At 54.2% G+C, this 21,782-nt stretch carries 17 protein-coding genes and 1 pseudogene; 15 read left to right on the top strand and 3 right to left on the bottom strand.

Going from position 1 to position 21,782, the window contains the following annotated elements:
* Window positions 1–208: 208 nt before the first annotated feature.
* From DXB00_RS04255 to DXB00_RS04245, 3 genes are all read right to left on the bottom strand, one after another.
* Window positions 209–1,567 (bottom strand): ECF transporter S component, encoded by a 1,359-nt coding sequence (locus DXB00_RS04255; protein ID WP_118729036.1) that lies wholly within the window; start codon window positions 1,565–1,567, stop codon window positions 209–211.
* A 245-nt stretch (window positions 1,568–1,812) separates the two neighbouring features.
* A complete protein-coding gene (locus DXB00_RS04250) occupies window positions 1,813–3,405 on the bottom strand; it encodes a response regulator (protein WP_118284884.1) in 1,593 nt (530 codons plus the stop codon).
* The gene (locus DXB00_RS04245; RefSeq protein WP_118729035.1) at window positions 3,399–5,099 is read right to left on the bottom strand and encodes a sensor histidine kinase; all 1,701 of its coding nucleotides are present in this window, start codon (window positions 5,097–5,099) and stop codon (window positions 3,399–3,401) included. Before DXB00_RS04245 ends, DXB00_RS04250 begins: the two co-directional genes overlap by 7 nt.
* A gap of 339 nt (window positions 5,100–5,438) precedes the next feature.
* Between DXB00_RS04245 and DXB00_RS04240 the strand changes: the two genes are divergently transcribed.
* The 15 genes and pseudogenes from DXB00_RS04240 to DXB00_RS04180 all read left to right on the top strand — a co-directional run bounded on the left by DXB00_RS04240 (window position 5,439) and on the right by DXB00_RS04180 (window position 21,741).
* A complete protein-coding gene (locus DXB00_RS04240; protein WP_118729034.1) occupies window positions 5,439–6,758 on the top strand; it encodes an ABC transporter substrate-binding protein in 1,320 nt (439 codons plus the stop codon).
* 70 nt (window positions 6,759–6,828) lie between these two features.
* Window positions 6,829–7,701 (top strand): carbohydrate ABC transporter permease, encoded by an 873-nt coding sequence (locus tag DXB00_RS04235; RefSeq protein ID WP_118729033.1) that lies wholly within the window; start codon window positions 6,829–6,831, stop codon window positions 7,699–7,701.
* A gap of 15 nt (window positions 7,702–7,716) precedes the next feature.
* A complete protein-coding gene (locus tag DXB00_RS04230) occupies window positions 7,717–8,568 on the top strand; it encodes a carbohydrate ABC transporter permease (protein WP_117751200.1) in 852 nt (283 codons plus the stop codon).
* A 15-nt stretch (window positions 8,569–8,583) separates the two neighbouring features.
* Window positions 8,584–9,684, top strand: coding sequence for an ABC transporter ATP-binding protein (locus tag DXB00_RS04225; RefSeq protein WP_118360265.1), 1,101 nt, complete (start codon window positions 8,584–8,586; stop codon window positions 9,682–9,684).
* A gap of 14 nt (window positions 9,685–9,698) precedes the next feature.
* Window positions 9,699–10,343, top strand: coding sequence for a DUF624 domain-containing protein (locus DXB00_RS04220; RefSeq protein ID WP_158578266.1), 645 nt, complete (start codon window positions 9,699–9,701; stop codon window positions 10,341–10,343).
* A gap of 16 nt (window positions 10,344–10,359) precedes the next feature.
* On the top strand, window positions 10,360–11,412 hold the full coding sequence (locus DXB00_RS04215; protein WP_243107154.1) for a family 4 glycosyl hydrolase: 1,053 nt from the start codon (window positions 10,360–10,362) through the stop codon (window positions 11,410–11,412).
* Entirely contained in the window at window positions 11,400–11,726 is a 327-nt protein-coding gene (locus tag DXB00_RS17005; protein ID WP_243023989.1) for a hypothetical protein, read from the top strand. Before DXB00_RS04215 ends, DXB00_RS17005 begins: the two co-directional genes overlap by 13 nt.
* Window positions 11,727–11,729: 3 nt before the next feature.
* Window positions 11,730–12,197: a carbohydrate kinase family protein gene (locus DXB00_RS17655; protein ID WP_305137753.1), complete on the top strand. Its 468-nt coding sequence runs from the start codon at window positions 11,730–11,732 to the stop codon at window positions 12,195–12,197.
* Window positions 12,155–12,640 carry a carbohydrate kinase family protein gene (locus tag DXB00_RS17650; RefSeq protein WP_305143087.1) on the top strand — a complete coding sequence of 162 codons (486 nt, stop codon included), beginning with the start codon at window positions 12,155–12,157 and terminating at the stop codon, window positions 12,638–12,640. The genes DXB00_RS17655 and DXB00_RS17650 overlap by 43 nt, the downstream gene beginning before the upstream one ends.
* A 21-nt stretch (window positions 12,641–12,661) precedes the next feature.
* A pseudogene (gene nagB, locus DXB00_RS04205) lies at window positions 12,662–13,398 on the top strand (glucosamine-6-phosphate deaminase).
* A gap of 154 nt (window positions 13,399–13,552) precedes the next feature.
* Complete coding sequence (locus DXB00_RS04200; protein WP_158578265.1) at window positions 13,553–14,902, top strand: MATE family efflux transporter; 1,350 nt, start codon at window positions 13,553–13,555, stop codon at window positions 14,900–14,902.
* Window positions 14,903–15,331: 429 nt separating this feature from the next.
* Window positions 15,332–16,798 (top strand): sulfatase, encoded by a 1,467-nt coding sequence (locus tag DXB00_RS04195; protein ID WP_119214562.1) that lies wholly within the window; start codon window positions 15,332–15,334, stop codon window positions 16,796–16,798.
* A gap of 20 nt (window positions 16,799–16,818) precedes the next feature.
* The gene (locus DXB00_RS04190; protein WP_118729028.1) at window positions 16,819–18,351 is read left to right on the top strand and encodes a sulfatase; all 1,533 of its coding nucleotides are present in this window, start codon (window positions 16,819–16,821) and stop codon (window positions 18,349–18,351) included.
* Between the two features lie 167 nt (window positions 18,352–18,518).
* A complete protein-coding gene (locus tag DXB00_RS04185; RefSeq protein WP_118729027.1) occupies window positions 18,519–20,306 on the top strand; it encodes a sensor histidine kinase in 1,788 nt (595 codons plus the stop codon).
* Window positions 20,287–21,741, top strand: coding sequence for a response regulator transcription factor (locus DXB00_RS04180; RefSeq protein ID WP_118729026.1), 1,455 nt, complete (start codon window positions 20,287–20,289; stop codon window positions 21,739–21,741). Before DXB00_RS04185 ends, DXB00_RS04180 begins: the two co-directional genes overlap by 20 nt.
* The last annotated feature ends 41 nt before the right edge of the window (window positions 21,742–21,782 follow it).

Here is a 21,782-nt window from a genome sequence, read left to right as displayed (position 1 = left end):
ATTTCGACTCTTGTACTTCGTGCGGCAGCACGCATAAAATAGAATTTGCGGAGCATTCATAAATTCCGAGATACACAAGGGAAGAAAAATGTGCCTGCAGGGCGCGGCTTTTCTTCGAAATTCGATCGAAAGGCTGCTCGGAAAACGTTAGTGTTTCGACAGACACAAAAGCCCGCACAGCTGCTTTACTCTGTGCGGCTTTTGCAATTTACTTTTCAGTCGAATCCTCTATCACGAAGCACGCTCGGCCGTTCTCCTTGGCCTGATAGAGCACGCGGTCGGTTTCAGTGAGCAGGTGCTTGATCTCCTGCGGGAAAACAAAGCGGTACGCGCCGATGCTGCAGCTGACCGTGACCTGCTCGAGAATACCGGAAATATCGCGCAGGAACTGCGTCAGCAGATGCTCCAGCTGGTCCGGCGACAGATTTATATCGAGCATTACGGCAAACTCGTCACCGCCGATACGGCCGACAAAGCCGCAGAAACGAAAGGTGTTCTGCAGATGCTCGGCGAACTGCTTGAGGACCTCATCACCGACAGAATGGCCGTATTTGTCGTTGATGTGCTTGAAATAATCCAGATCACAGACCAGAAACCAGCCGGCTGTTCCGGCGTGGGACTTCTGGCTGCGGAGACAGGTGTGCAGGAACAGCTTGCGGCCCATAATGCCGGTCAGGAAGTCCAGCTCGCCGGTGTACTCACGAAATTTCATGTAGCGGTAGACCATCAGGATGAGGATGAGCAGAATGAAGTTGAGCGCCAGCATGGCAGTCAAAAACTGCACCTGCAGGTGGAGAATATCCCGATGGATGTGCTGTGTGACATCTACGCTGTGCTGCCCGAGCATGTAGTACATACGGTTGGAGAAGTAGACGGTCGAGAGGACCGCCATACAGAAGATAAACGTACTTACGGCCCCCAGCACGAAACCAATCTTCGGAGACCAGTACGGGGTGTTTTCGTATTCATTGACCGCTTTTTTATAGGTCTGGATAAAGGAACTGTGATACAGCTTGTCAATCGCCAGAACGACCGCAGCACAGAACAGCAGGATGATGAGGTCGCTTTTTTCAAGCATAAAGATTGATGAAAAATTGAAACCAAGAGAGGGGAAGAACAACCCCATCGCAGTATAAACCAAAAGCGCGTGCAGCTTAGGTGCCGCGATTGTGATGAGCAGCTTACACAGATTCTTTCGTTTGCTTTTGCGTGCCAGCTGAAACAGACAGCCGAGCAGAAAACCGAACAGCACACGCGTGCCGACACTCAGCAGTATGCTTCCAATGGGAAAATCACTCCGAAACGGAGAAAAGACCGCATCTGCAGGCATGACATAGGTCGCGGAAGCCTTATACAGACTGCCAAGACCGAACAGCAGTCCCGCGAGGGAAGCCTCGGCCGGGCCAAACAGGCAGGCGGTAATGATGATAGGGATATACGCCGTGGTAATGGAAATCGGCGGAATATGCACATATCCTAAAAATGTAAAGGACATAATGACTTCCACTGCCAGCAAAAGGCTGAATATGTAGTGCTCAAATTTGTGTGTTTCCCAGGTTGTATTCATTTTCCTGATTACCTTTATATAGGCAGTACCGCGACGGATCCGGCTGTGGAATTTGCTCGCAGATCACGCTTGTTCGATCATGCGGTATTGCCATGGATTTTACTGACAATTAAATATATTTGATTATATATTATACAGTAAAGGTGCGGAAAATGCAACCGATTTGCTGGCACACAGATAGTTTTGAGAATTGCGGAAAAGGTTCTGATGGGATGCGTACCGGAGCGGTTTTCGATTCTTTCCGTTTATACGGATGATTCGTTCTGCACGCTGTGACGGTAATCCTTCGGCTTGAGACCGGTGATCTTCTTAAATATGCGTGAGAAATACACGGGATCGTTAATGCCGACCCGCTCGGCAACTTCATAGCTTTTGAGTGCCGTAGTGCGCAGCAGATTTTTTGCGGCTTCGATGCGCACGTTCTGCAGATAAGTCGTCAGCGTTGTGCCGGTCTCGCGCTTAAACAGGCGCGAGAGATAGCTTGAGCTGAGATAGAACTGCTGGGCGAGCTGGTCGAGCGAAAGCTGCTCGCCATAGTGTGCGCTGATATAGGCCTGTACCGAGGAAACGATATGGTCTGCGCTGGCGGCGCTGCTCTGCGCCATGTCCTGCGTTTGCTGCACGAGTGCGCGGGTGCAGGATTCCATCTCGGCGATGGAGTTGGTCTCCATAATGCGCTTGAGCGAGGAAATGCTGCTGCCCTCGAGCGAATGTCCGGCCATTCCGGGAAACTGCAGCTCCATGCCGAACTGGTGAATATATACGCAGATATTGCGCACGGTATCCGGCGGCAGCTTGTTGCTGTCCGCATAGGCGAAAATGCAGTCGAGCAGCTGCTCTGTGTCGGCGGGATTACGCAGCTCCATCGCAGATTTAAGGGCAGAGAGCATTTCAAAGATTTCGTCGGTCAGCTGCTGCGGGAACGAGCTGAGCTCAGCGAAGTGCGTCACCGGATGGTCGGGCGTGAAGACGGTGAAGCGCACCGCCTGTGCGGCCTCGTCGGCGGCATCGGCGAGGCAGATGGGATTGTCATTGCAGTTGGAAATGCCAATGAACAGCAGAAAATGAGCCAGACTTCCGACAATATTGACTGCTTCCTTGCACAGTGCGGTGATGGGTGCTTCACCGGCGGCACAGATGACCACAAAGCAGTCCTGCGTGCCGCGGGCAATGTAGTAATGCTGGTAGGAGGATAGACAGTCGGACAGAATCTCCTGCGACTGATTGAGATACTCGTTGTATTCTTCCTCGGTCAGCGCTTCCTCGGACAGCGAGGTAATATGCAGCTTGAGTACAAAATAGCTGTGCAGGTCCATTTTCAGCTGAGCCAGGCGGTTGAGCACATACAGCTGCGAGCATGCAACACGGTGGATGAGGTCATGCAGCAGCATGCTCTGCTGCAGCTCCATGTTGCGCGCCGAGGTCGTGGAGAGCTTCTCCTGCAGGTCCTGACTGCTGCGGTCTTCCGCTATGGCGGCCTTGGCCTTTTCGATGGCATTGGTCAGGTTTTCTACCGTCATCGGCTTGAGTACAAAATCAACCACATGATACTGGATGGCACGCTGCGCGTAGGCAAAATCCGGATAGCCGGTCAAAATGATGACTTTGATGCCGGGATGGTCGCGGGCGATGATCTCGGCAAGCTCAAGACCGTCCATTCCGGGCATGCGGATATCGCTGATAACGATATTCGGCTGAATGACCGGAATCTGCTCGAGCGCCATCATGCCGTCGTCTGCCTGTGCGGCAATCTCACAGCCGAGGTCGCCCCAGTGGATGCAGTGTACCAGACCCTTGCGGATGGCGGATTCATTGTCAACGATCATAACTTTCAGCATAGGTCTTTCTCCTTTTCGGGCGGTGCGGTGATGATGGGGAGCGTCAGCACGATGCTCGTGCCGTGTCCGGGTTCGGATTTGATCGACATGCCGTAGGGCTCGCCGTACAGCAGCTGAAAACGGCGCTCGATGTTGTGCAGCGCAACATGTGTGTGGTGCTTGTCGTCGCTGCCGGGCTGGGGGATGGCGGACGGGTCAAAGCCTACGCCGTCATCGTGCACGCGGATGTACACGGCGTCCTCCTCCTCCCAGATGCTGACGCGCACCCAGCCGCCGTGACGCTTAGGCTCGAGTCCGTGTACGATACTGTTTTCTACCAGCGGCTGAATGGTCAGCTTAGGCAGGTAGCAGCCGAGCAGCTTGTCGTCCTCCACATCGACGGTGTACTGCAGCTTTTCCTCAAAGCGTTCCTTTTGCAGGGCGAGATAGTATTTTACAGAATCCAGTTCCTCCTGCAGGGTGATAATCTGCTTGCCGTGGTTAACAACGCTTGCCCGCAGCAGCTGTGCCAGATTCTGCACCGTGGTGCAGATGGCCGGCTGACCGGCTACCATGCAGCGGACATTGATCAGCTCGAGAATATTAAAGATGAAGTGCGGCTGAATCTGGCTCTCCAGCTGATGAATCTCTGCGTCACGCAGCAGCAGACCGCGCTGATAGACCTCCTGAAACAGGGTGTCCAGCCGGTCGGCCATGTCGTTGAAGGCATGCGAGATAGCGGTCGTTTCGGTGTAGGGCGTTTCATCCATGCGCACGGAAAAATCACCGCTGCCGATACTGCCGATGGTGTGCAGCATCTGCCGCAGAGGACGCAGCAGCAGGATGAGACAGGTGGCGGCCAGCAGCAGAGCCAGGATCAGGATGGCAGCACAGACGAGAAAATACACACGCGTACTCTGGCGCACACCGGTGAGGATTTCGGCGTTTGGAATATAGATGTCCACGCGCTCACGGCTTTTTCGGAGTGAGCTGGACGCATGATACCACTTGTTCATATCCTCGTTCTCGCGGAACAGGTCGGTCTGCAGAGAGCCGATGCGTTTGCCCTGAGCACCGCTGAAAATGACGACAGTGGAAGGGTAAAGCTGGTTCAGCGACAGCGTGGAGAGCAGCTTGTCGATGTTCAGCTCCACGATGATTTTGCCAAGCGGCTGCATGGTGTTGAGGTCAACAAAATCGACGATCATATATGCGTATCCAATGATGGTGTAGTGCGTGTACAGCGTGCGTGCGGAGTTGCAGTCCTCGTGCGTCTGGTACATCTGCCGGACGCGCCACGAGGTATTCAAATAGTAGTTGCCGCCGTAGACCGGCACATATTGGTCGTTTTTGATCAGATAGATGGCGCTGACCACATCGGGGTTGAGCGAATCGCCGAGCGAGAATGCGCGGCTGAAATTCTGCTCCAGCCGGAGAATCTGGATCTGGGTGAGCGGTTTGCTGCTGTTCATCATCTGCTGGGCGGCACTGTCTGAGGTCAGGTAGTACACACCATCCCGCAGGGTCTCCATCATGCGGTCGGTGCGGTCGGTGAATTCGTTCAGATACATGGAAACCGTCTCGCTGGCGGTATGCTGCAGCTGACCGGATACGGTATGGATAAAATAGATGCCGGCGGTGACAACAGGTGCGAATACCAGAACACATATCATCACAACGACCAGCCCGATAAGAGAGATCTTGCGTTTTGCCATACAATACACCTCACGGGAGCTTCTGCGAACTATACAAGGGCAGCACCATATAATAGAACTGCGGAGTTACCCTAAATATACCACAATTCGACCGCTTTGTGTACCATCCGGAGGGGGAGAAGCGACATTAGAAAAAAATATCCTGTTTTGGCGCAAAATAATCCTATGTTTTCAAAGAGGAGTGCAGAGCGTGTGAACGAAAAGCAAAATCGTCATATGTTTTGACCGGTTTACTGCATTGAGGGCAGACTGTTCCTCGGGTATAATAAATACAACAAAACACAGAGCGGTATTTGAATGAGACAAATGCCGTAAGGAGAGAAAGAGGAGGAACCCCACATGAAAACAAAGCGTATCCTCTCCCTGCTGATGGCAGGCGCGCTGCTGACCGGCGCACTGACCGGCTGCGGCGGCAAGAAGGATGATTCTGCACAGAGCGGTGACAGCTCCGGTGTGATCACCATCAACTATCCGACGTTCCAGTGCGGCACGAATACGTCCGCTCCGGTATGCGATGAACTGATTAAGGAATTCAATGAGAAGTACGCAGGCAAGTACGAGATCAAGAAGGAAGACGTTCCGGGCGACCAGAACTACATCGACAAGATCAAGGTACAGCTTGGCACGGGCGATCTCCCGCCGGTTATTTACGGCGGCGGCTACAATCTGCTGGATATGGTCGTTGCCAAGGATCTGGCAGTTGACCTGACCGATGCGGTAAATTCCGATGCAGACTGGAAGGCACTGTATTCCGATACCGCACTGGCTACCAACAGCCGCGACGGCAAGATCTACGCTTCCTCGATGGAAGGTCAGGTTATCGGTTACTTCTACAACAAGGAGCTGTTCAAGCAGGCAGGCATCACCGAGCCGGCTAAGACCTGGGACGAGTTCTTCCAGCAGTGCGACAAGCTGAAGGCAGCCGGCGTCACCCCGCTGTCCATGGATACCGCAGATTCTGCGTGGGTAACCCAGCTGTGGATGGGCGCTATGGTAGGCACCGAGTCGGACGCAGGCCTGGAGTTCATGAATACCATGAACCCGACCGACTACAACACGCCGGAAATGATCGCAGCAGCCGAGAAGATCCAGAAGATGTACCAGAACTACACCACGCAGGATGCAATCGGCGGCAAGTATGAGAATGCTGCAAACAACTTCCTGTCCGGCCAGACCGCAATGCTGGCGAACGGCCCGTGGATGATCGGTGATTTCTCCGATACCTCCATGGCAGAGGAAGGCTTCGCTGATAAGGTCGGCGTAGCGCTGTTCCCGGGCAACTTTGTATACGATGCACCGATTCAGGGCTACATCGTTACCAAGCAGGACGACCCGAAGGTAGAAGAGGCTGCCATTGAGATGGTCAAGTTCTTTACCTCGGCTGAGGCACAGCAGACCGCAATGGAGATGCAGGGCATGGTTCCGGCCTCCAACACGGTAGAGCTGACCGACACCGCAAAGGACAAGTACCCGCTGCTTGCTGAGTTCCTTGACCTTGCAACCACTGAGGGTGAAAAGCGCTCGGATACTCTGCAGGCTACGATGTACTCCAACCTGCTCGACGTTATGAGCCAGCAGCTCCCGCTGCTCGCTTCGGGTGAGCTGGACGCAAAGGGCTTCTGCCAGACGCTGACGGATGCTGCAGCGAAGAACCAGTAAACTGTTTACCGCAGGGACCCGTCAAAAACGGGTCCCTGTTTTTCTCCTCAACAAGAAAGGAAACCGCTTTATGAAACGTAAAAAGGGCTGGCTGCCGGTGTTCCTGCTTCCGGCTGTCGCATTGTTCCTGCTGGTCTATGCTGTTCCGTTGGTGATCGTGTTTGTTTCCTCGCTGTTTGATTACCGGCTGACGGGCGACTCGATGACATTCATCGGTCTGCAGAATTATACACAGCTGTTCAGCGATGCGACCTTCCGGCAGGCGTGCGGTCACACGGTCGTCTGGATTCTGATCCACTGTATTATTCATGTCTCCATCGGCGTTATCCTGGCGCTTGTGCTGTACAAAAAGCCGCGCGGCTGGAAATTTGTCCGTACGGCATACATGATTCCGAATATCATCTCCAACGCCGCAATGGGCATGATCTTCCTCAATATTTTCAACCCGCAGTACGGCGTGGTCAATTCCATCCTCAAGGCTGTTGGTCTGGAAAGCCTGACGCATAACTGGCTGATGGATACCACAACGGCGTTCCCGTCCGTCACCATGACGTGGCTGCTGTTTGCGGGCTACACCACGACGCTCGTGCTCGCCGAGGCGCTGACCATTGACGATTCGGTGCTCGAAGCGGCCCGTGTGGACGGTGCGACCTCGTTCCAGACCGATATGTTCGTTGTGCTGCCGCTGCTGCGCAAGATCATCGGCACGACCATGGTCATGGCGGCAACCTATATGCTGCAGATGTTCGACCTGATCTACATCACCACCAAGGGCGGCCCCGGCTCGGCTACCATGAACCTGCCGCTCATGCTGTACAGCGTGTACAAGAACGAAAATAACTACGGCTACTCGAATGCAATCGGCGTTTGCATCGTCATCGCGGGTGTCGTTTGCATGACGCTCATCAACAAGGCGATGCGCGTCAACGAAGAAGACTACTAAGGAGGCGTTCGACAAATGAAAACCAGCTTCGGTGCAATGACCGGCAGAGAACGCCTGTGCTTTGTGCTCAAATATCTGTTTATGGCGCTGTGTGTGGTTGTTGCGCTGTTCCCGATCATCTGGGTCATCCTGTCCTCGTTCAAGACGAATGCGGAGATCCTGTCGAACGGCATTTCGCTGCCGACGCACTTCGGGTTTGACGGCTATCAGTCCGCACTGGATATGGCGCCGATCTTCAAGTTCTTCGGCAACAGCGTGATCGTCACCTGCTGTGCGACCGTACTCAATGTGCTCGTCTTCGCTATGGCAGGCTACGCGTTTGCGCGGTTCCGCTTTCCGTGCGATAAGCTGCTGTACATGCTGCTCAGCCTGTCGCTCGTCATTCCGATGACGGCACTGCTGCAGCCGGTGTACAGCGTGGTCAACAATCTGGGCCTGTACGATACCAAGGCGGGTCTGATTCTGGTCAATACCGCACTGAATATGCCGATGAGCCTGCTCATCCTGCGCGGCGCATTCCAGTCCATTCCCAAGGCGATCGAAGAAGCCGCCTACATCGACGGTGCGGGCTTCCTGCGCACGTTCTTCCAGATCATGATGCCGTGCGCCAAGGGCGGTCTTACGAGCGCAGCTGTGCTGTGCTTCCTCAATACATGGAACGAATTTACGTTCTCCCTGATCCTGACCAGCAGCGAGAGTGCCCGCACGCTGCCGCTGTCGCTCAGCTACTTTACCAGCCAGTTCAGCTTTAACTATACGGCGCTGTTTGCCGCAGTTACCATTGCGGTCATTCCTTCGATCATCGTGTTTGCGATCTTCCAGGAGCAGGTCGTTTCCAGCCTGACCGCGGGTTCGGTCAAAGAATAAACGAGGTGAAATTACATGGCAAGCATTAGTTTGAATCACATCAAGAAGGTGTACCCCGGTGATATCGAGGTTATCTCCGACCTGAACCTGCAGATCAAGGATAAGGAGTTCGTCGTACTGGTCGGACCGTCCGGCTGCGGCAAATCCACCACACTGCGCATGATCGCGGGTCTGGAGGAGATTTCGGACGGCGAAATGTACATCGGTGACCGCAAGGTGAACGATGTAGCGCCGAAGGACCGCGATATCGCGATGGTTTTCCAGAACTACGCGCTCTATCCGCATATGACGGTTTACAAGAACATGGCATTCGCGCTCAAGCTGCGAAAAACACCTAAGGACGAAATCGACCGCAAGGTGCACGAGGCGGCTAAGGTGCTGGATATCGAGCATCTGCTCAACCGCAAGCCCAAGCAGCTTTCCGGCGGCCAGCGGCAGCGTGTCGCGCTCGGACGTGCGATGGTGCGCGACCCGGCGGTATTCCTGCTCGATGAGCCGCTGTCCAATCTGGATGCCAAGCTGCGCACCCAGATGCGCACCGAGATCATCAAGCTGCATCAGAAGCTGGATACGACCTTTGTTTACGTCACGCATGACCAGACCGAGGCCATGACCATGGGCGACCGTATTGTTGTTATGAAGGGCGGCGAGATTCAGCAGGCGGACACACCGCAGACGCTGTATGACCATCCGTGCAATCTGTTCGTAGCGGGCTTCATTGGTTCGCCGCAGATGAATTTCATGGACGCCGAGCTGGGACGCGATGCGGACGGCTACAAGCTGACCTTCGCGGACCAGAGCCTGCACTTTGCGGGCAGCGATGCGCTGAGTGAGTACGTTGGAAAGACGGTCGTGTTCGGCATCCGTCCGGAGAATCTGCACACCTCGGGTGAAAAGTTTACGCAGAATGCGGCGCATACGCTCACCATGCATGTGGATATTGCCGAGCTGATGGGCGCGGAGATTTACGCGCACTGCACCTGTGACGGTACGTCCGTGACCGTGCGTACGCCGTCCGGCGAGCCGATTCATGCGGGCGACACCATCACCGCGGCTGTGGATATGAGTCGCATCCATTTGTTCGATAAGCAGACCGAACGCGCGATCGCGTTCTGACAGGAGGAAAATCTGTGTTTCGTCCATCCTATTTGAAGGAAGGTCCGGGCATTGCCAAGGATGCACCGGAAAAGACCGGCGCCGCATGGGTCGGGGAGACCCTTGTACGGGAGTTTTGGCAGCTCGTCAAGCTGAACGTGCTGTTTCTGCTGTGCTGTCTGCCGGTTGTGACCTTTGGCACGGCTCGAGCTGCTATGGCGCGCTGCACGGTCAATATGGCGCGTGATGTGCCAAATGATGTGTGGACCGACTTTCTTGCGGCACTGCGGCAGGATACGGTGCGTAATCTTCTGTGCGGACTGGCCGAGCTTGCGCTGCTGTGGATGGGCGTGATGCTGGTAACGGCGGACGGATTTTTCCCGGCGCTGCTGGGTATGCTGCTGCTCTGCGTCACAGCTGCGTTTTTTCAGAATTTCTGGGCGGTGCAGGCAGCGGTGGACATCTCGTTTGCAGCGGCGGCGAAAAATGCGTGGTTGCTGTGTCTGCTCCGTCCCGGCATGACTGTGCTGGGGCTGGGCGTAAATGCGCTGCTGCTGATTCCGGCAGTGCTGTTTTTCCCGCTTTCTCTGCCGTATGTGCTGCTGTTCCCGTGCGGTCTGTCCGGATTTGCCTCGGGCATGATCGGCTGGTCCAGCTGCAAACGGTATCTGATTCGATAACAGGAGGTATCTTTTTATGAAATTAACGGTAATCGGCGGCGGCGGTGTACGCTCTATGTTCCTCGCAAAGAGCATTGCACAGCGTGCGGAGGAGCTGCACATTGATGAGCTGGTATTTATGGATAACGATCCGGAAAAGCTCCGCATCTACGGCGGTCTGGCGGCACATGTTGCGCGTATGCTGTGCCCGACCATGAAGTTCACGCTGACCTCCAGTGCGGAGGAGGCGGTAACCGATGCGGATTACGTCATCACGACCATCCGTGTCGGCGGCGACGCGACTCGCGTGCGCGATGAACGACTGGCGCTTGATCTGGGTATTCTCGGTCAGGAGACCACAGGTGCTGCCGGCGTTTCGTTTGCCATGCGCTCGATCCCGGCGCTGGCTGAGTACTGCGAGCTGATCAAAAAGCTGGCAAAGCCGGGCGTCAAGGTGTTCAACTTTACCAATCCGGCGGGCGTGGTTTCACAGGCGCTGCGTGATATGGGATATGATTTCACCTACGGTATCTGCGACGCGCCGAGCGGCATGCTGCACCAGTTTGCCGACCTGTACGGCGTGGATGCGTCCCGCATTTACGGCGAGTGCTACGGTTTGAATCATCTGTCCTACTTCCAGAGCATCAAGGTGGACGGAAAGGAGATCATGCCCGAGCTGATCGCCAATGACGAGGCTTACGCCAAGACCGATATGCGCTTTTTCGAGAAAAAGCTGCTCGAGGACCGCGGCTGCGTGCTCAATGAGTACCTCTACTACTTCTACTACCGTGAAAAGGCGGTTGCCAACATTCTGAATGCCAAGCAGACGCGCGGCGAGATGATCTGCGACATCAACCGCCACATGACCGAGGAGTTGTCTAAGATCGACATTGAGAACGACTTCGAGGCAGGTCTCAAGTGCTTTGAAAAGTGGTACGGCATCCGCGAGAACAACTATATGGCCAACGAGACCGGTGTTCACCGCGACAAGCCGTGGACGTTTGATGTGTATTCCAAGGACGCGGGCGGCTACGCAGGCGTTGCGCTCAAGTTCATCGAGATTGCACCTCCGGCGGCATGGGCACGATGATTCTGTGCGCGCCGAACGGCAATGCCATCGAGGGCCTCGAGCCGACCGATATTATTGAGGTCACCTGCGATATCTCCCGTGAGGGCTGCAAGCCGCACCATATCACCAATATTCCGGAGAGCAATCTGGAAATGATCCGCCGCGTAAAATATTACGAGCGTCTGGCGGCACGCGGCATCGTCAACCGCTCCAGGAAGGATATCACCGAGTGTCTGACCATGCACCCGCTGGTCGGCTCGTACTCGCTGGCAAGCAAGCTGACCGACGAGTATATCAAGCTCAACGCGCCGTACATCGGGGACTGGAGGGACTGACACATGTCGTTTCTCGCTTCGGTCGGTGTGACCAATGTGGATTTGATGTATGTCGGCATGCCGCGCGTGCCGCAGGAGGGCGAGGAGATCTTTTCGCAGGATTTCCGCGTGCTGCTCGGCGGCGGTGCACCGGGTACGGCAGTAAACGCCGCCCGTCTGGGCATTCCGACCCGTCTGGCGACCTATCTCGGCAGCGATCTGTTTTCCGGCTTTGCCCGCGCGCAGTTTGAGCAGAACGGCGTTTCTCCGTACAATTTGGCGGCGGAGGGCGAGACCGGTATTCCGGTGAATGTCACCAGTGCCATGCTCACGCCCGGCGACCGCACATTTGCGACCTACTGCAAGCCGACCGCCATCACGGACGAGCTGCTCGAGCGGGTATATACCATGTCCAAGGGCGCTAAGCTGGTGCAGATGCAGGAGGCTTTTTGCCGGTATATCGCAAGCTGCACGAGGAAGGAGCCATTCTGATTTTCGACATGGGCTGGGATGATGAGCTGAGCTTTGAGAAGTACGGTGATTATCTGCGTCTGGCGGATTACTATACGCCGAATACCAAGGAAGCGCTCAAGATTACCGGCAGGGACACGCCGGAGGAGGCGCTCCGCGTGCTGGCGGAGTATTTTGAGCACCCGCTAGTCAAGCTGGATAAGGACGGCTGTCTCATTCTCGAGGATGGCACGCCGCGTCTGCTGCGCAATATTCCGGAATTCACCTGTAAGGATTCCACCGGTGCGGGCGATGCGTTCCTTGCAGGACTGATGTACGGTCTGTACCACGGCTATCCGTTTGCGGATTGTGTGCGGTTCGGCAACATCACAGGCGGCAAGAGTGTTACCGGCGTAGGCTGCCTGACCGAGTATGTGCAGGAGAGCGAGCTGCTCGCGCTGCGTGAAAAGTATAAGGATTTATAAGCGTTTGGAGGCTTTTTCGTTATGAGAATCATTCGTGCAAAGGATTACAAGGACATGAGCCGCAAGGCGGCAAATATCATTTCCGCGCAGGTCATCCTCAAGCCGGATTCCGTGCTCGGTCTTGCTACCGGTTCGTCGCCGATCGGCACATATGAGCAGCTGGTCAAGTGGTACGAAAAGGGCGATCTGGATTTTGCGGATGTGACTACGGTCAATCTGGATGAATACTATGGCATGAAGCCGGAAAACGACCAGAGCTATCATTATTTCATGCACGACCACTTTTTTGACCATGTGAACATTGACCCGTCGCGTATCAATCTGCCGAACGGCATGGAGCCGGACGAGAAAAAGGAGTGCGCCCGCTATGACGCGGTGCTCCGCAGTGTGGGCGATGTGGATATTCAGCTGCTCGGTATCGGCCGCAACGGCCATATCGGCTTCAACGAGCCGGACGACTGCTTCGCCAAGGGCACGCACTGCGTGGAGCTGACCGAGTCCACCATCGAGGCAAACAAGCGCTTTTCGCCAGCGAGGATGAGGTGCCGCGCCGTGCCTACTCGATGGGCATTCACACCATCATGACCGCAAAAAAGGTGCTGGTCGTTGCCAGCGGCGAGGACAAGGCATGGGCTATCCGTGAATCCTGCTTCGGTCCGGTAACGCCCAAGGTGCCCGGTTCGATTCTGCAGCTGCACAACGACGCGATCGTTATCGCGGATGAGGCGGCCCTCAGCCTGTGCGGCGATTTCCTCTGATTGATGACCATGGCAGCGGCGGTACTGCGTTTTATCTCGCCGTGCGGTAAATCAACAGCATTCTGCGGTACCGTCGTTTTGAAACCCGAAGTGCAGTTCTGTCTCCTTCTGCGCTTTGGGTTTTATGATTTTTTCGCAAGGGAGGTGTGATAGGGTGCGCGTTACCGATATGACACACGGCCGTCCGATACGGCTGATTCTGCTGTTTTCGCTGCCGCTGATGTTGGGCAGCGTGTTTCAGCAGCTATATACCATTGTGGATACGATTATCATCGGACGCGGTGTCGGCATGCAGGCATTGGCGTCCATCGGTGCGGCGGACTGGATCAACTGGCTGGTTTTATGGGGACTGCAGGGCTTTACCCAGGGCTTTGCAATCCTCGCAGCACAGGAGTTCGGTGCGGGCGCCTATGACCGGCTGCGTCGTGTACTGGCTATGATCGTTAAGCTGTCGTGCTGGTTCGGCATTGCGGTGACGATCATCAGCCTGCTGCTGGTAAGGCCGCTGCTTTCGTTGCTGCACACCGATCCTGCGGTGTTCGGTGGAGCGCAGACGTACTTATATGTGCAGTTCGGCGGCTCGCTCATCATCATTGCGTACAACATGGCGGCGGCCGTGCTACGCTGTCTGGGCGACAGCAGAACGCCGCTGCTCGCGATCATCGCGGCAAGCTTTGCCAATATTGCACTCGACCTGCTGTTCGTGATGGGGTTTGGGTGGGGCATTTTCGGGGCCTCGTTCGCAACCGTACTGGCACAGCTGATTGCGTTTCTGTTGTGTCTGCGGTCATTGCGACGGCTGCCGTTCGTTCAGCTGGCCAAAGTCGACTGGAAAACCGACCCTGCGATTTTGCTGCACTTGTGCCGTCTTGGTATTCCGACTGGTCTGCAGATGAGCATGATCACACTGGGCGGCATGGTGCTGCAGTCCGTGCTGAACGGCTTCGGCGTGGTGTTTGTGGCGGGCTACACGGCGGCAAACAAGCTGTACGGCATACTCGAAAGTGCATCGGTGGCGTTTGGCTATGCCATGACAGCCTACATGGGGCAGAACCGCGGTGCACGAAACGCGGCACGCATTGATACAGGCATTCGGGCGGTACTGGCCCTATCCGCCGGATTTACAGCCGCCATCGTGACGGCTATGCTTCTTGCGGGCAAACCGCTGCTGGGACTGTTTCTTTCGACCGAGGAAGCGGGCGCGGCAGATGCGCTGGCGGTGGCCTATCAGTATCTTATGGTGCTGATGGCATTTTTGTTTGCACTGTTCGTGCTGCAGGCATACCGCTCCTCACTGCAGGGGTTGGGCGAGATGACTGTGCCGACACTCTCTGGCTTTGTAGAAATGCTTATGCGCATGGGCGCGGCGCTCGTGCTGCCAACCTTCATCGGGCAGAGCGGCGTATTTTTTGCGGAGGGCGCAGCATGGGTGTGCGCGGCGGCGCTCAATCTGGTCTGGTATTATATCCGGATTGGGAAAATCAAGCGGGATATGCTGAAATAACAAAAAGACAGCGAAAGCTGTCTTGAGGCTGTCGAAAAACTCCGTTTTTCGACAGCCTCTCGATTGAAACCACGATTTCAATCGAATCTTGACGAAAAGCCGCGCCCTACGGGCACAATTTTTCGTCCCTTGTATAATTCCCGAGGTACACGCCCCCGGGAATTATGAATTTGCTGTGCAAATTCTATTTTATGCGTGCTGCCGCACGAAAAGTAAAAACGATAGATTGACTTTTTCGACAGACTGAAGACAGCGAAAGCTGTCTTTTTGTGTTTACAGAGTCGTTTATCTGTTTACTCATCGAAACACAAAAAAGTGAAAAAATCCCTCAAATAATCGAAAGACGGATTTTGTCTCCGGACGCTATAATCAAGTCGTACAGAACAATACACTGGGAAAGTCGTATTCGGACGAAAGGAGAGTGCACCGGTGAGAGCAATTTTACTGCTTTTTGATTCACTGAACCGGCACTGTCTGGAGCCGTATGGCTGCGGCTGGACGCAAACGCCGAATTTCAGCCGTCTGGCAAAGCATTCGGTCATGTTTGACCGCTGTTATGCCGGCTCACTGCCGTGCATGCCTGCTCGGCGGGAGCTGCACACCGGACGGTATAATTTTCTGCACCGAAGCTGGGGACCAATCGAGCCGTTTGATGACTCAATGCCGGAGCTGCTCAAGAAAAGCGGCGTATACACGCATCTGATCTCGGATCATCAGCACTACTGGGAGGATGGCGGTGCTACCTATCACACGCGCTATAACTCATGGGAGTGCGTGCGAGGACAGGAAGGTGATCCGTGGAAGGCTCATGTCGGTGCAGTGGAACTGCCGCCGCATTTGGGGCAGGCAAATAAACAGGATGAAGTTAACCGTGCCTATATCCGCGGACGGGGAAAGCAGCCGCTGGAGAAGGTGTTCGGTCTGGCGTATGAATTCCTGAATGAAAACCGTGATGCGGATAACTGGCTGCTGCATATCGAACCCTTTGATCCGCATGAGCCGTTTTTTGTGCCGGAAGAGTATCAGAAGCGCTATTCGGATGACTATAATGGGACGCGGTTTGATTGGCCGCCTTATGACCATGTGACGGAACCTCTGGCTGCACAGGTGCACTGCCGCAATCAGTACGGTGCACTGCTGACCATGTGTGATGCATATCTGGGCAAACTGCTCGATTACATGGATGTACATCGGATGTGGCAGGACACCATGCTCATCGTAGCGACCGACCACGGCTTTTTGCTGGGAGAGCATGGATGGTGGGCGAAAAATCGTCCGCTGTTTTACGAGGAGCTGTCGCACACACCGCTGTTCATTTGGGATCCGCGAACCGGAGCAGCAGGAGAACGCCGGAAAGCTCTGGTGCAGACTATCGACCTTGCGCCGACGCTACTGTCGTACTTTGGCGTACCTGTTCCACCGGATATGCAGGGTCACGACCTGCAAACCGTTCTGCAGCAGGATATACCAGTTCGTGATGCTGCGCTGTTTGGTATGTTCGGCGCGCATGTCTGCGTGACAGATGGTCGATGGGTATATATGCGGGCTGATCGACCGGGCACAGCGCTCTATGATTATACGCTGCTGCCGCTGCATCAGCGAGCCATGTATGCACCGGAAGAACTGCAGAAACTGACGCTGCACGAGCCGTTTTCCTTTACCAAAGGGTGCAGAACGCTGAAAATTGCCATGCCAAAGGATTTTTATCCATGCATGTCCACTGCGCCGGAGGAAAACCGAGATGCACTGTTCGATCTGCAGACCGATCCTAAGCAAGAACACCCGATAAAGGATCTGATACAGGAGCAGCACATGATTGATTTAATGCGTCGTTTGATGCAGGAAAACGATGCGCCGGCAGAGCAATATGCGAGAATCGGCTTGCAGCAGCCGTAAGAATAACAGGGAGGAACAACATGAAAACCATCTTCATTCTGTGCGATACACTCAATCGACGCATGCTGTCCGCGTATGGTGCGGGCGAGGACGCGGCCATCACACCGAATATTGACCGGCTGGCGCGGCGATCTGTCGTGTTTGACAGCCACTGGTGCGGCTCTGCGCCGTGCATGCCCGCACGCCGCGACATCATGACCGGACGGCTGAACTTTCTTGAAAAACCGTGGGGAGCAATGGAGCCGTTTGATCAGAGCCTGCAGAGCATTCTTTCTGGTGAAAAGAATGTGCATACGCAGATGTTTGCCGATCATGCGCACTATATCATCTGCGGCGGTGAAAATTATGTCAAGGGGTTTACCGCATGGGAGGTCAACCGAGGTCAGGAATGTGATCCGGTGTGGACGCGTCCGTGTAAGGACGGTATTCGTCCGGATACGCCGCCGAAGTGGTTTAAAGGCTCGTGGACCGAAGCTGAACATGAAAACCGTTCGCACTTTCACACAGAGTATGATTATCCGAGCGTAAAGACCATGTGGCATGCAGCGGAATGGCTGGAGGACAATCATGACGCGGATAACTATTTTCTGTGGGTAGAGGCGTTTGACCCGCATGAGCCGTATGACTGCCCGAAGTATTATCTCGATTTGTACGAGAAGGAAGGCGACTATGACGGACCGGACTTCACGCATCCGTCCTATGCGCCAAACGAGTTTAATGAGGCGGAGACCGAGCATCTGCGCAGACGCTGCAAGGCTGTCATGACCATGACTGACCGTCATCTCGGTGAAATTCTTGATGTGATGGATAAGTACAACATGTGGGAGGACACTATGCTGGTGTTTACCACGGACCACGGCTATCATCTCGGCGAGCACGGCTATATGGCGAAAAACTATATGGCGCCGTACAACGAGGTTTTCCACATCCCGCTGATGATTTCGGCACCCGGTGTACAGCCAGGACGATGCAGTGCAGTAACGCAGAACATTGATGTTCTGCCGACCGTGATGGAGTATTACGAGATTTCGCAGGAGGTGCTGCAGTATCCAATCCACGGCAAGAGCCTGTTGCCGCTGCTGCGCGGTGAGATCGACAAGGTTCGTGACGGTGCGATCTTCGGCTATTTCGGCAAGCAGATGGCGTGGACGGACGGCAAATACACCTATTTCCGTGCCGCAAAGGACGAGAAAAACCAGCCGCTGTACGTTTACACAGCTATGCCGACCGTTCTGCGTCAGTTCTACGGCGGCAACGATGCTGTAAACACCGAGGATTACAAGCGGATTGAGATGGGTCGCTTCCTGCCTTGGACGGACTATCCGGTATACCGTTTCCCGGCGGATATTATTCACTGGGGCAATGATTCGCAGCAGTTTGTCGGTCGTTCGCCGTATAACGAGGAAACACTGCTGTTCGATATCGAATCGGATTATGCACAGGAGCATCCGCTGCACGATGAAGCACTGGAGCGGCACTGCATCGAGCAGATGAAACGCTGTATGGCGGCACACGACGCACTGCCGGAGCAGTACGAACGTTTGGGTATCTGATAAAACTGGTTGAAATGCACATTCTTGCTGGAAGGATAAGGGTGTGCATTTTTGCCATATTTCCTGTATCATAAAAGAAGCGGTGCAATCGACGGAATTTGACAGCGCAGGAATATGGCAGAGGAGCGAGCACATTGCAGAGAGAAAAGAGAAATGGGGTATGGCGTATGCTGCTTTGCGGAAGCAAACGCCGCAAAATGTCGCAGAGCATGATAGCGACCAGTCTGCTGTGCGTGCTGATTTCGGTAGCGATTGCGGTCTGCGCGATCGGATATTTTACCTTTCAGCTTGTAGTAGGCGAAAAAGGCAAGGCCCGCGTAGATGTACTGCAGCAGATCAGCGACAGCAACTCGGTCAACCGCACCAACATGGTGAAGGCGATGGATGCACTGTATGAGGATTTTTACGATGATCTGACGGCGCCGAAAAGTGAAAAGAGCAGCTGTGCCATCCAAATGCTGCTGGAGCAGACCGACCGTCAGTTCAAACGGATCGGCATGGATATGACGATCGATATTCTGATGAACGACCGCCGCATGTTTTCGACTGACCCGGATGAAAACAATCTGAAAAGCCTGAAAAACACCTACTGGTACATCAAGCATTACAGTGGTGAGACCGATACCAGCTGGAATCTGCGCTTCTGGGATGTGGATGATATTTCTACTTATGGTCTGGCGTACGGCAAGACCGTATATGCTCAGGATGGCAAGGTTGTCGGAATGATTGTACTTACCTCGCGGTATGAAGCACTGTTCCGCACATTTCAAAAGCTGGTCAGCGACGGTGTGAAGGTGTACATTCTCGACCGGAACGGCATCATCATTTCACACACCAATCCCAACCGTGTTGGCAACTGGGCATTCGATATGAAGACATTTCAGGAGGAATACGGCAGAAATACCTATAAGATTATCCAGCGCTCCAAACAGAAGATACTGATTGCCAATTACCATGATGCGTCCAGCGGTTGGACGTTTGTCGAAGAACAGAATATGGACGAGCTGCTGAGGGACGGACTGAAAACCGTGCGAAATTGTCTGACGATTGTATTGCTCGGCTGTATTGTTGCAGCAAGCATTGCGTACTGGCGCGGCAGACGCATTACGCAGGTGCTGTCCGACTTTACGGATGAGATCGGAGATATGTCGGTTGAAAAGCTGAGTGAACTGCCGGTCAAGGACGAATACGAAGAAACCTATGTGCTCAGTACCACCTTCAACGGCATGATACATCGAATTGAAGAATTGATTGATGATATCCGTATCCGAGAGCAGGAAAAACAGCGCACGGAGTACGATTTTCTACAGGCGCAGATCAATCCGCATTTCCTTAACAACACGCTGCTGTCGGTCAAGAGCCTGATCGCCATGCACCAGCCGGAACGCGCCTATCGAATGATGAATGAACTGGTCGAGCTGCTGCATATTCCGGCAACGCCGGAGATACAGTTCGTGCCGCTGGAGGAGGAGCTGCATTTGATGCGCAGCTATATGTCCATCATGAACTGCCGCACGGAAAAGGACACGGTTCTCATCTGCGAGGTGCCGGAGAAGATGTACGGCATTTATGTGCCGCGCATGATCGTGCAGCCGATCATCGGTAATGCCTTTTTTCACGGCTTTGCTGAGATGGAGGAAGGTTGTGAAATTCGCTTGAGGGCAGGTCTGCGCGGTAATGCACTGTATATTGAGGTAACGGACAACGGTGAAGGTATTGCTCCGAAGCGGTTAGAACAGGTACAGTCAGGAAATTACCGCTCTGGGCGGTTACATCATGGCATCGGTCTGCGCAATGTGCGCAAGCGTCTGCAGATTATCTACGGTGGTCGGTCGGATGTGACGGTTCGTAGTGAGTTCGGCAAATACACCACAGTAACGATTACGATGGATCACTACCGTTCTATCCCGAAGCGGGAACAGGGAGGCAAGGTAAATGAAGATCATAGTAGTTGACGACGAACCGCTGGTCAAGCAGTATATCGTGCAGTGTGTGCGCGATGCAGGCGGCGAAAATGAAATCACCGCAGCGGTGACTTCAGGTGCAAAGGTGCTGCAGGAGATGAAGACAAACCCTGCCGATGTGGTATTTGCAGATATCACCATGCCCAAAATGGATGGTATTGAACTGCTGCAGGAGCTTCGGCGGCAGTATCCGGGCACGGCGGTCGTCATGCTGACCTGCCACGATGATTTTGAATATGCTCGTGCGGCCATGCAGAACGGTGCTAAGGATTATATTCTAAAAACCGAGGTCAGTGCGGATAAGATTCGTGCGGTTCTGGATAAGCTGCAGAGCAGCCGGCAGCAGCATATCTCTGAGAGTGCGGTACAGCAGATCGGGCGCAGCCGCTTTCTGCGCAATATGGTGGAGCAGAGCGAGGACATGACGCCGGTCAGTGCCGTTGATCTGCAGGAAAACAGCATTTATTTGAACGAGCGCGCATTTCTGACGGTGGTTTTTCTCAATCAAGGTCAAAATGCGGAGATTATGCAGAAAAACATGCAGGAGCATTTTGAAAATCCGCTGTTTTATGCGTACAGTGAGCAGGAGGTGTACCTGCTGGTCAACATTAGACGGAATGCCTTTGCGGAGGAGCAGGATGCGGCGGCATATTTCTATCAATGTGCAGAGAGGCTGAACGGCGGAATCGGATGCAGCGGCGTACATCATCATTTTACTAATCTGCCAAAGTCATTTGCAGAGGCCGTGCGGGACTTTGATGCGCGGTTTTATCAGGTGTCAGCACAGAAATTGCCGCATGAGATTCATGTCAGTGAAGTGGAAACCTGTATCATGCGTGCAACGATTAAGCTGACCGATGGAGATATTCAGGGCGGCTGTGCCGATTTAGAGCGTCTGCTGCAGTGCGCAGAGAACTATAAAGTACGCAGCAGCTTTTTACGCGAAACCGTGCAGCAGCTGTTTTCCGGTCTGGCTGTCAAGCTGGAGCCGGAACTGCAGCATACAGCGGATGCAGTTGCTTCCTGCTGCACATTTGCGGCGTTGTGTGAAGCAGTTCGCGAAGGCATTGCCGTACTGCAGCGCAAGCACGGCGTAGGATATTCTGCTGCAATACGAAAGGCACTCGATCACATCAATGCGCATTATGCGGAGGATCTTTCACTTAATACGGTTGCGGATGTGGTATTCCTCAACCGGGATTACCTGTCTCGGCAGTTTAAGAAGGAGGTCGGCGTTAACTTTTCGGAGTATTTGATGAGCGTGCGCATGAAGCAGGCGCGCTGTTTGCTGGAAAACAGCAGTCTGCGCATTTCAGAAGTGGCTCTTCGTGTCGGTATCACGAACATGAGCTACTTCTCGACGGTTTTCCACAAGGTGTTCGGCTGCAAGCCGAATGATGTGCGCAAGAACAAGCAGAGCGGATAATGTCATAAATGTGAAAAACCGAGTCAAATATTAAAAAGACT

The sequence above is a fragment of the Butyricicoccus sp. OF10-2 genome, assembly GCF_003481925.1.
Taxonomy (GTDB): domain Bacteria; phylum Bacillota; class Clostridia; order Oscillospirales; family Butyricicoccaceae; genus Agathobaculum; species Agathobaculum butyriciproducens.
Note: the sequence above shows the minus strand (reverse complement) of the source record. Positions and strands in the feature narration are given on the sequence as shown.

Coding starts and splice junctions, on each gene's coding strand:
- DXB00_RS04225 (WP_118360265.1), top strand. CDS start 8,584: ATGGCAAGCATTAGTTTGAATCACATCAAGAAGGTGTACCCCGGTGAT.
- DXB00_RS04250 (WP_118284884.1), bottom strand. CDS start 3,405: ATGCTGAAAGTTATGATCGTTGACAATGAATCCGCCATCCGCAAGGGT.
- DXB00_RS17005 (WP_243023989.1), top strand. CDS start 11,400: ATGGGCACGATGATTCTGTGCGCGCCGAACGGCAATGCCATCGAGGGC.
- DXB00_RS04185 (WP_118729027.1), top strand. CDS start 18,519: ATGCTGCTTTGCGGAAGCAAACGCCGCAAAATGTCGCAGAGCATGATA.
- DXB00_RS04190 (WP_118729028.1), top strand. CDS start 16,819: ATGAAAACCATCTTCATTCTGTGCGATACACTCAATCGACGCATGCTG.
- DXB00_RS04180 (WP_118729026.1), top strand. CDS start 20,287: ATGAAGATCATAGTAGTTGACGACGAACCGCTGGTCAAGCAGTATATC.
- DXB00_RS04215 (WP_243107154.1), top strand. CDS start 10,360: ATGAAATTAACGGTAATCGGCGGCGGCGGTGTACGCTCTATGTTCCTC.
- DXB00_RS04230 (WP_117751200.1), top strand. CDS start 7,717: ATGAAAACCAGCTTCGGTGCAATGACCGGCAGAGAACGCCTGTGCTTT.
- DXB00_RS04240 (WP_118729034.1), top strand. CDS start 5,439: ATGAAAACAAAGCGTATCCTCTCCCTGCTGATGGCAGGCGCGCTGCTG.
- DXB00_RS04245 (WP_118729035.1), bottom strand. CDS start 5,099: ATGGCAAAACGCAAGATCTCTCTTATCGGGCTGGTCGTTGTGATGATA.
- DXB00_RS04235 (WP_118729033.1), top strand. CDS start 6,829: ATGAAACGTAAAAAGGGCTGGCTGCCGGTGTTCCTGCTTCCGGCTGTC.
- DXB00_RS04255 (WP_118729036.1), bottom strand. CDS start 1,567: ATGAATACAACCTGGGAAACACACAAATTTGAGCACTACATATTCAGC.
- DXB00_RS17655 (WP_305137753.1), top strand. CDS start 11,730: ATGTCGTTTCTCGCTTCGGTCGGTGTGACCAATGTGGATTTGATGTAT.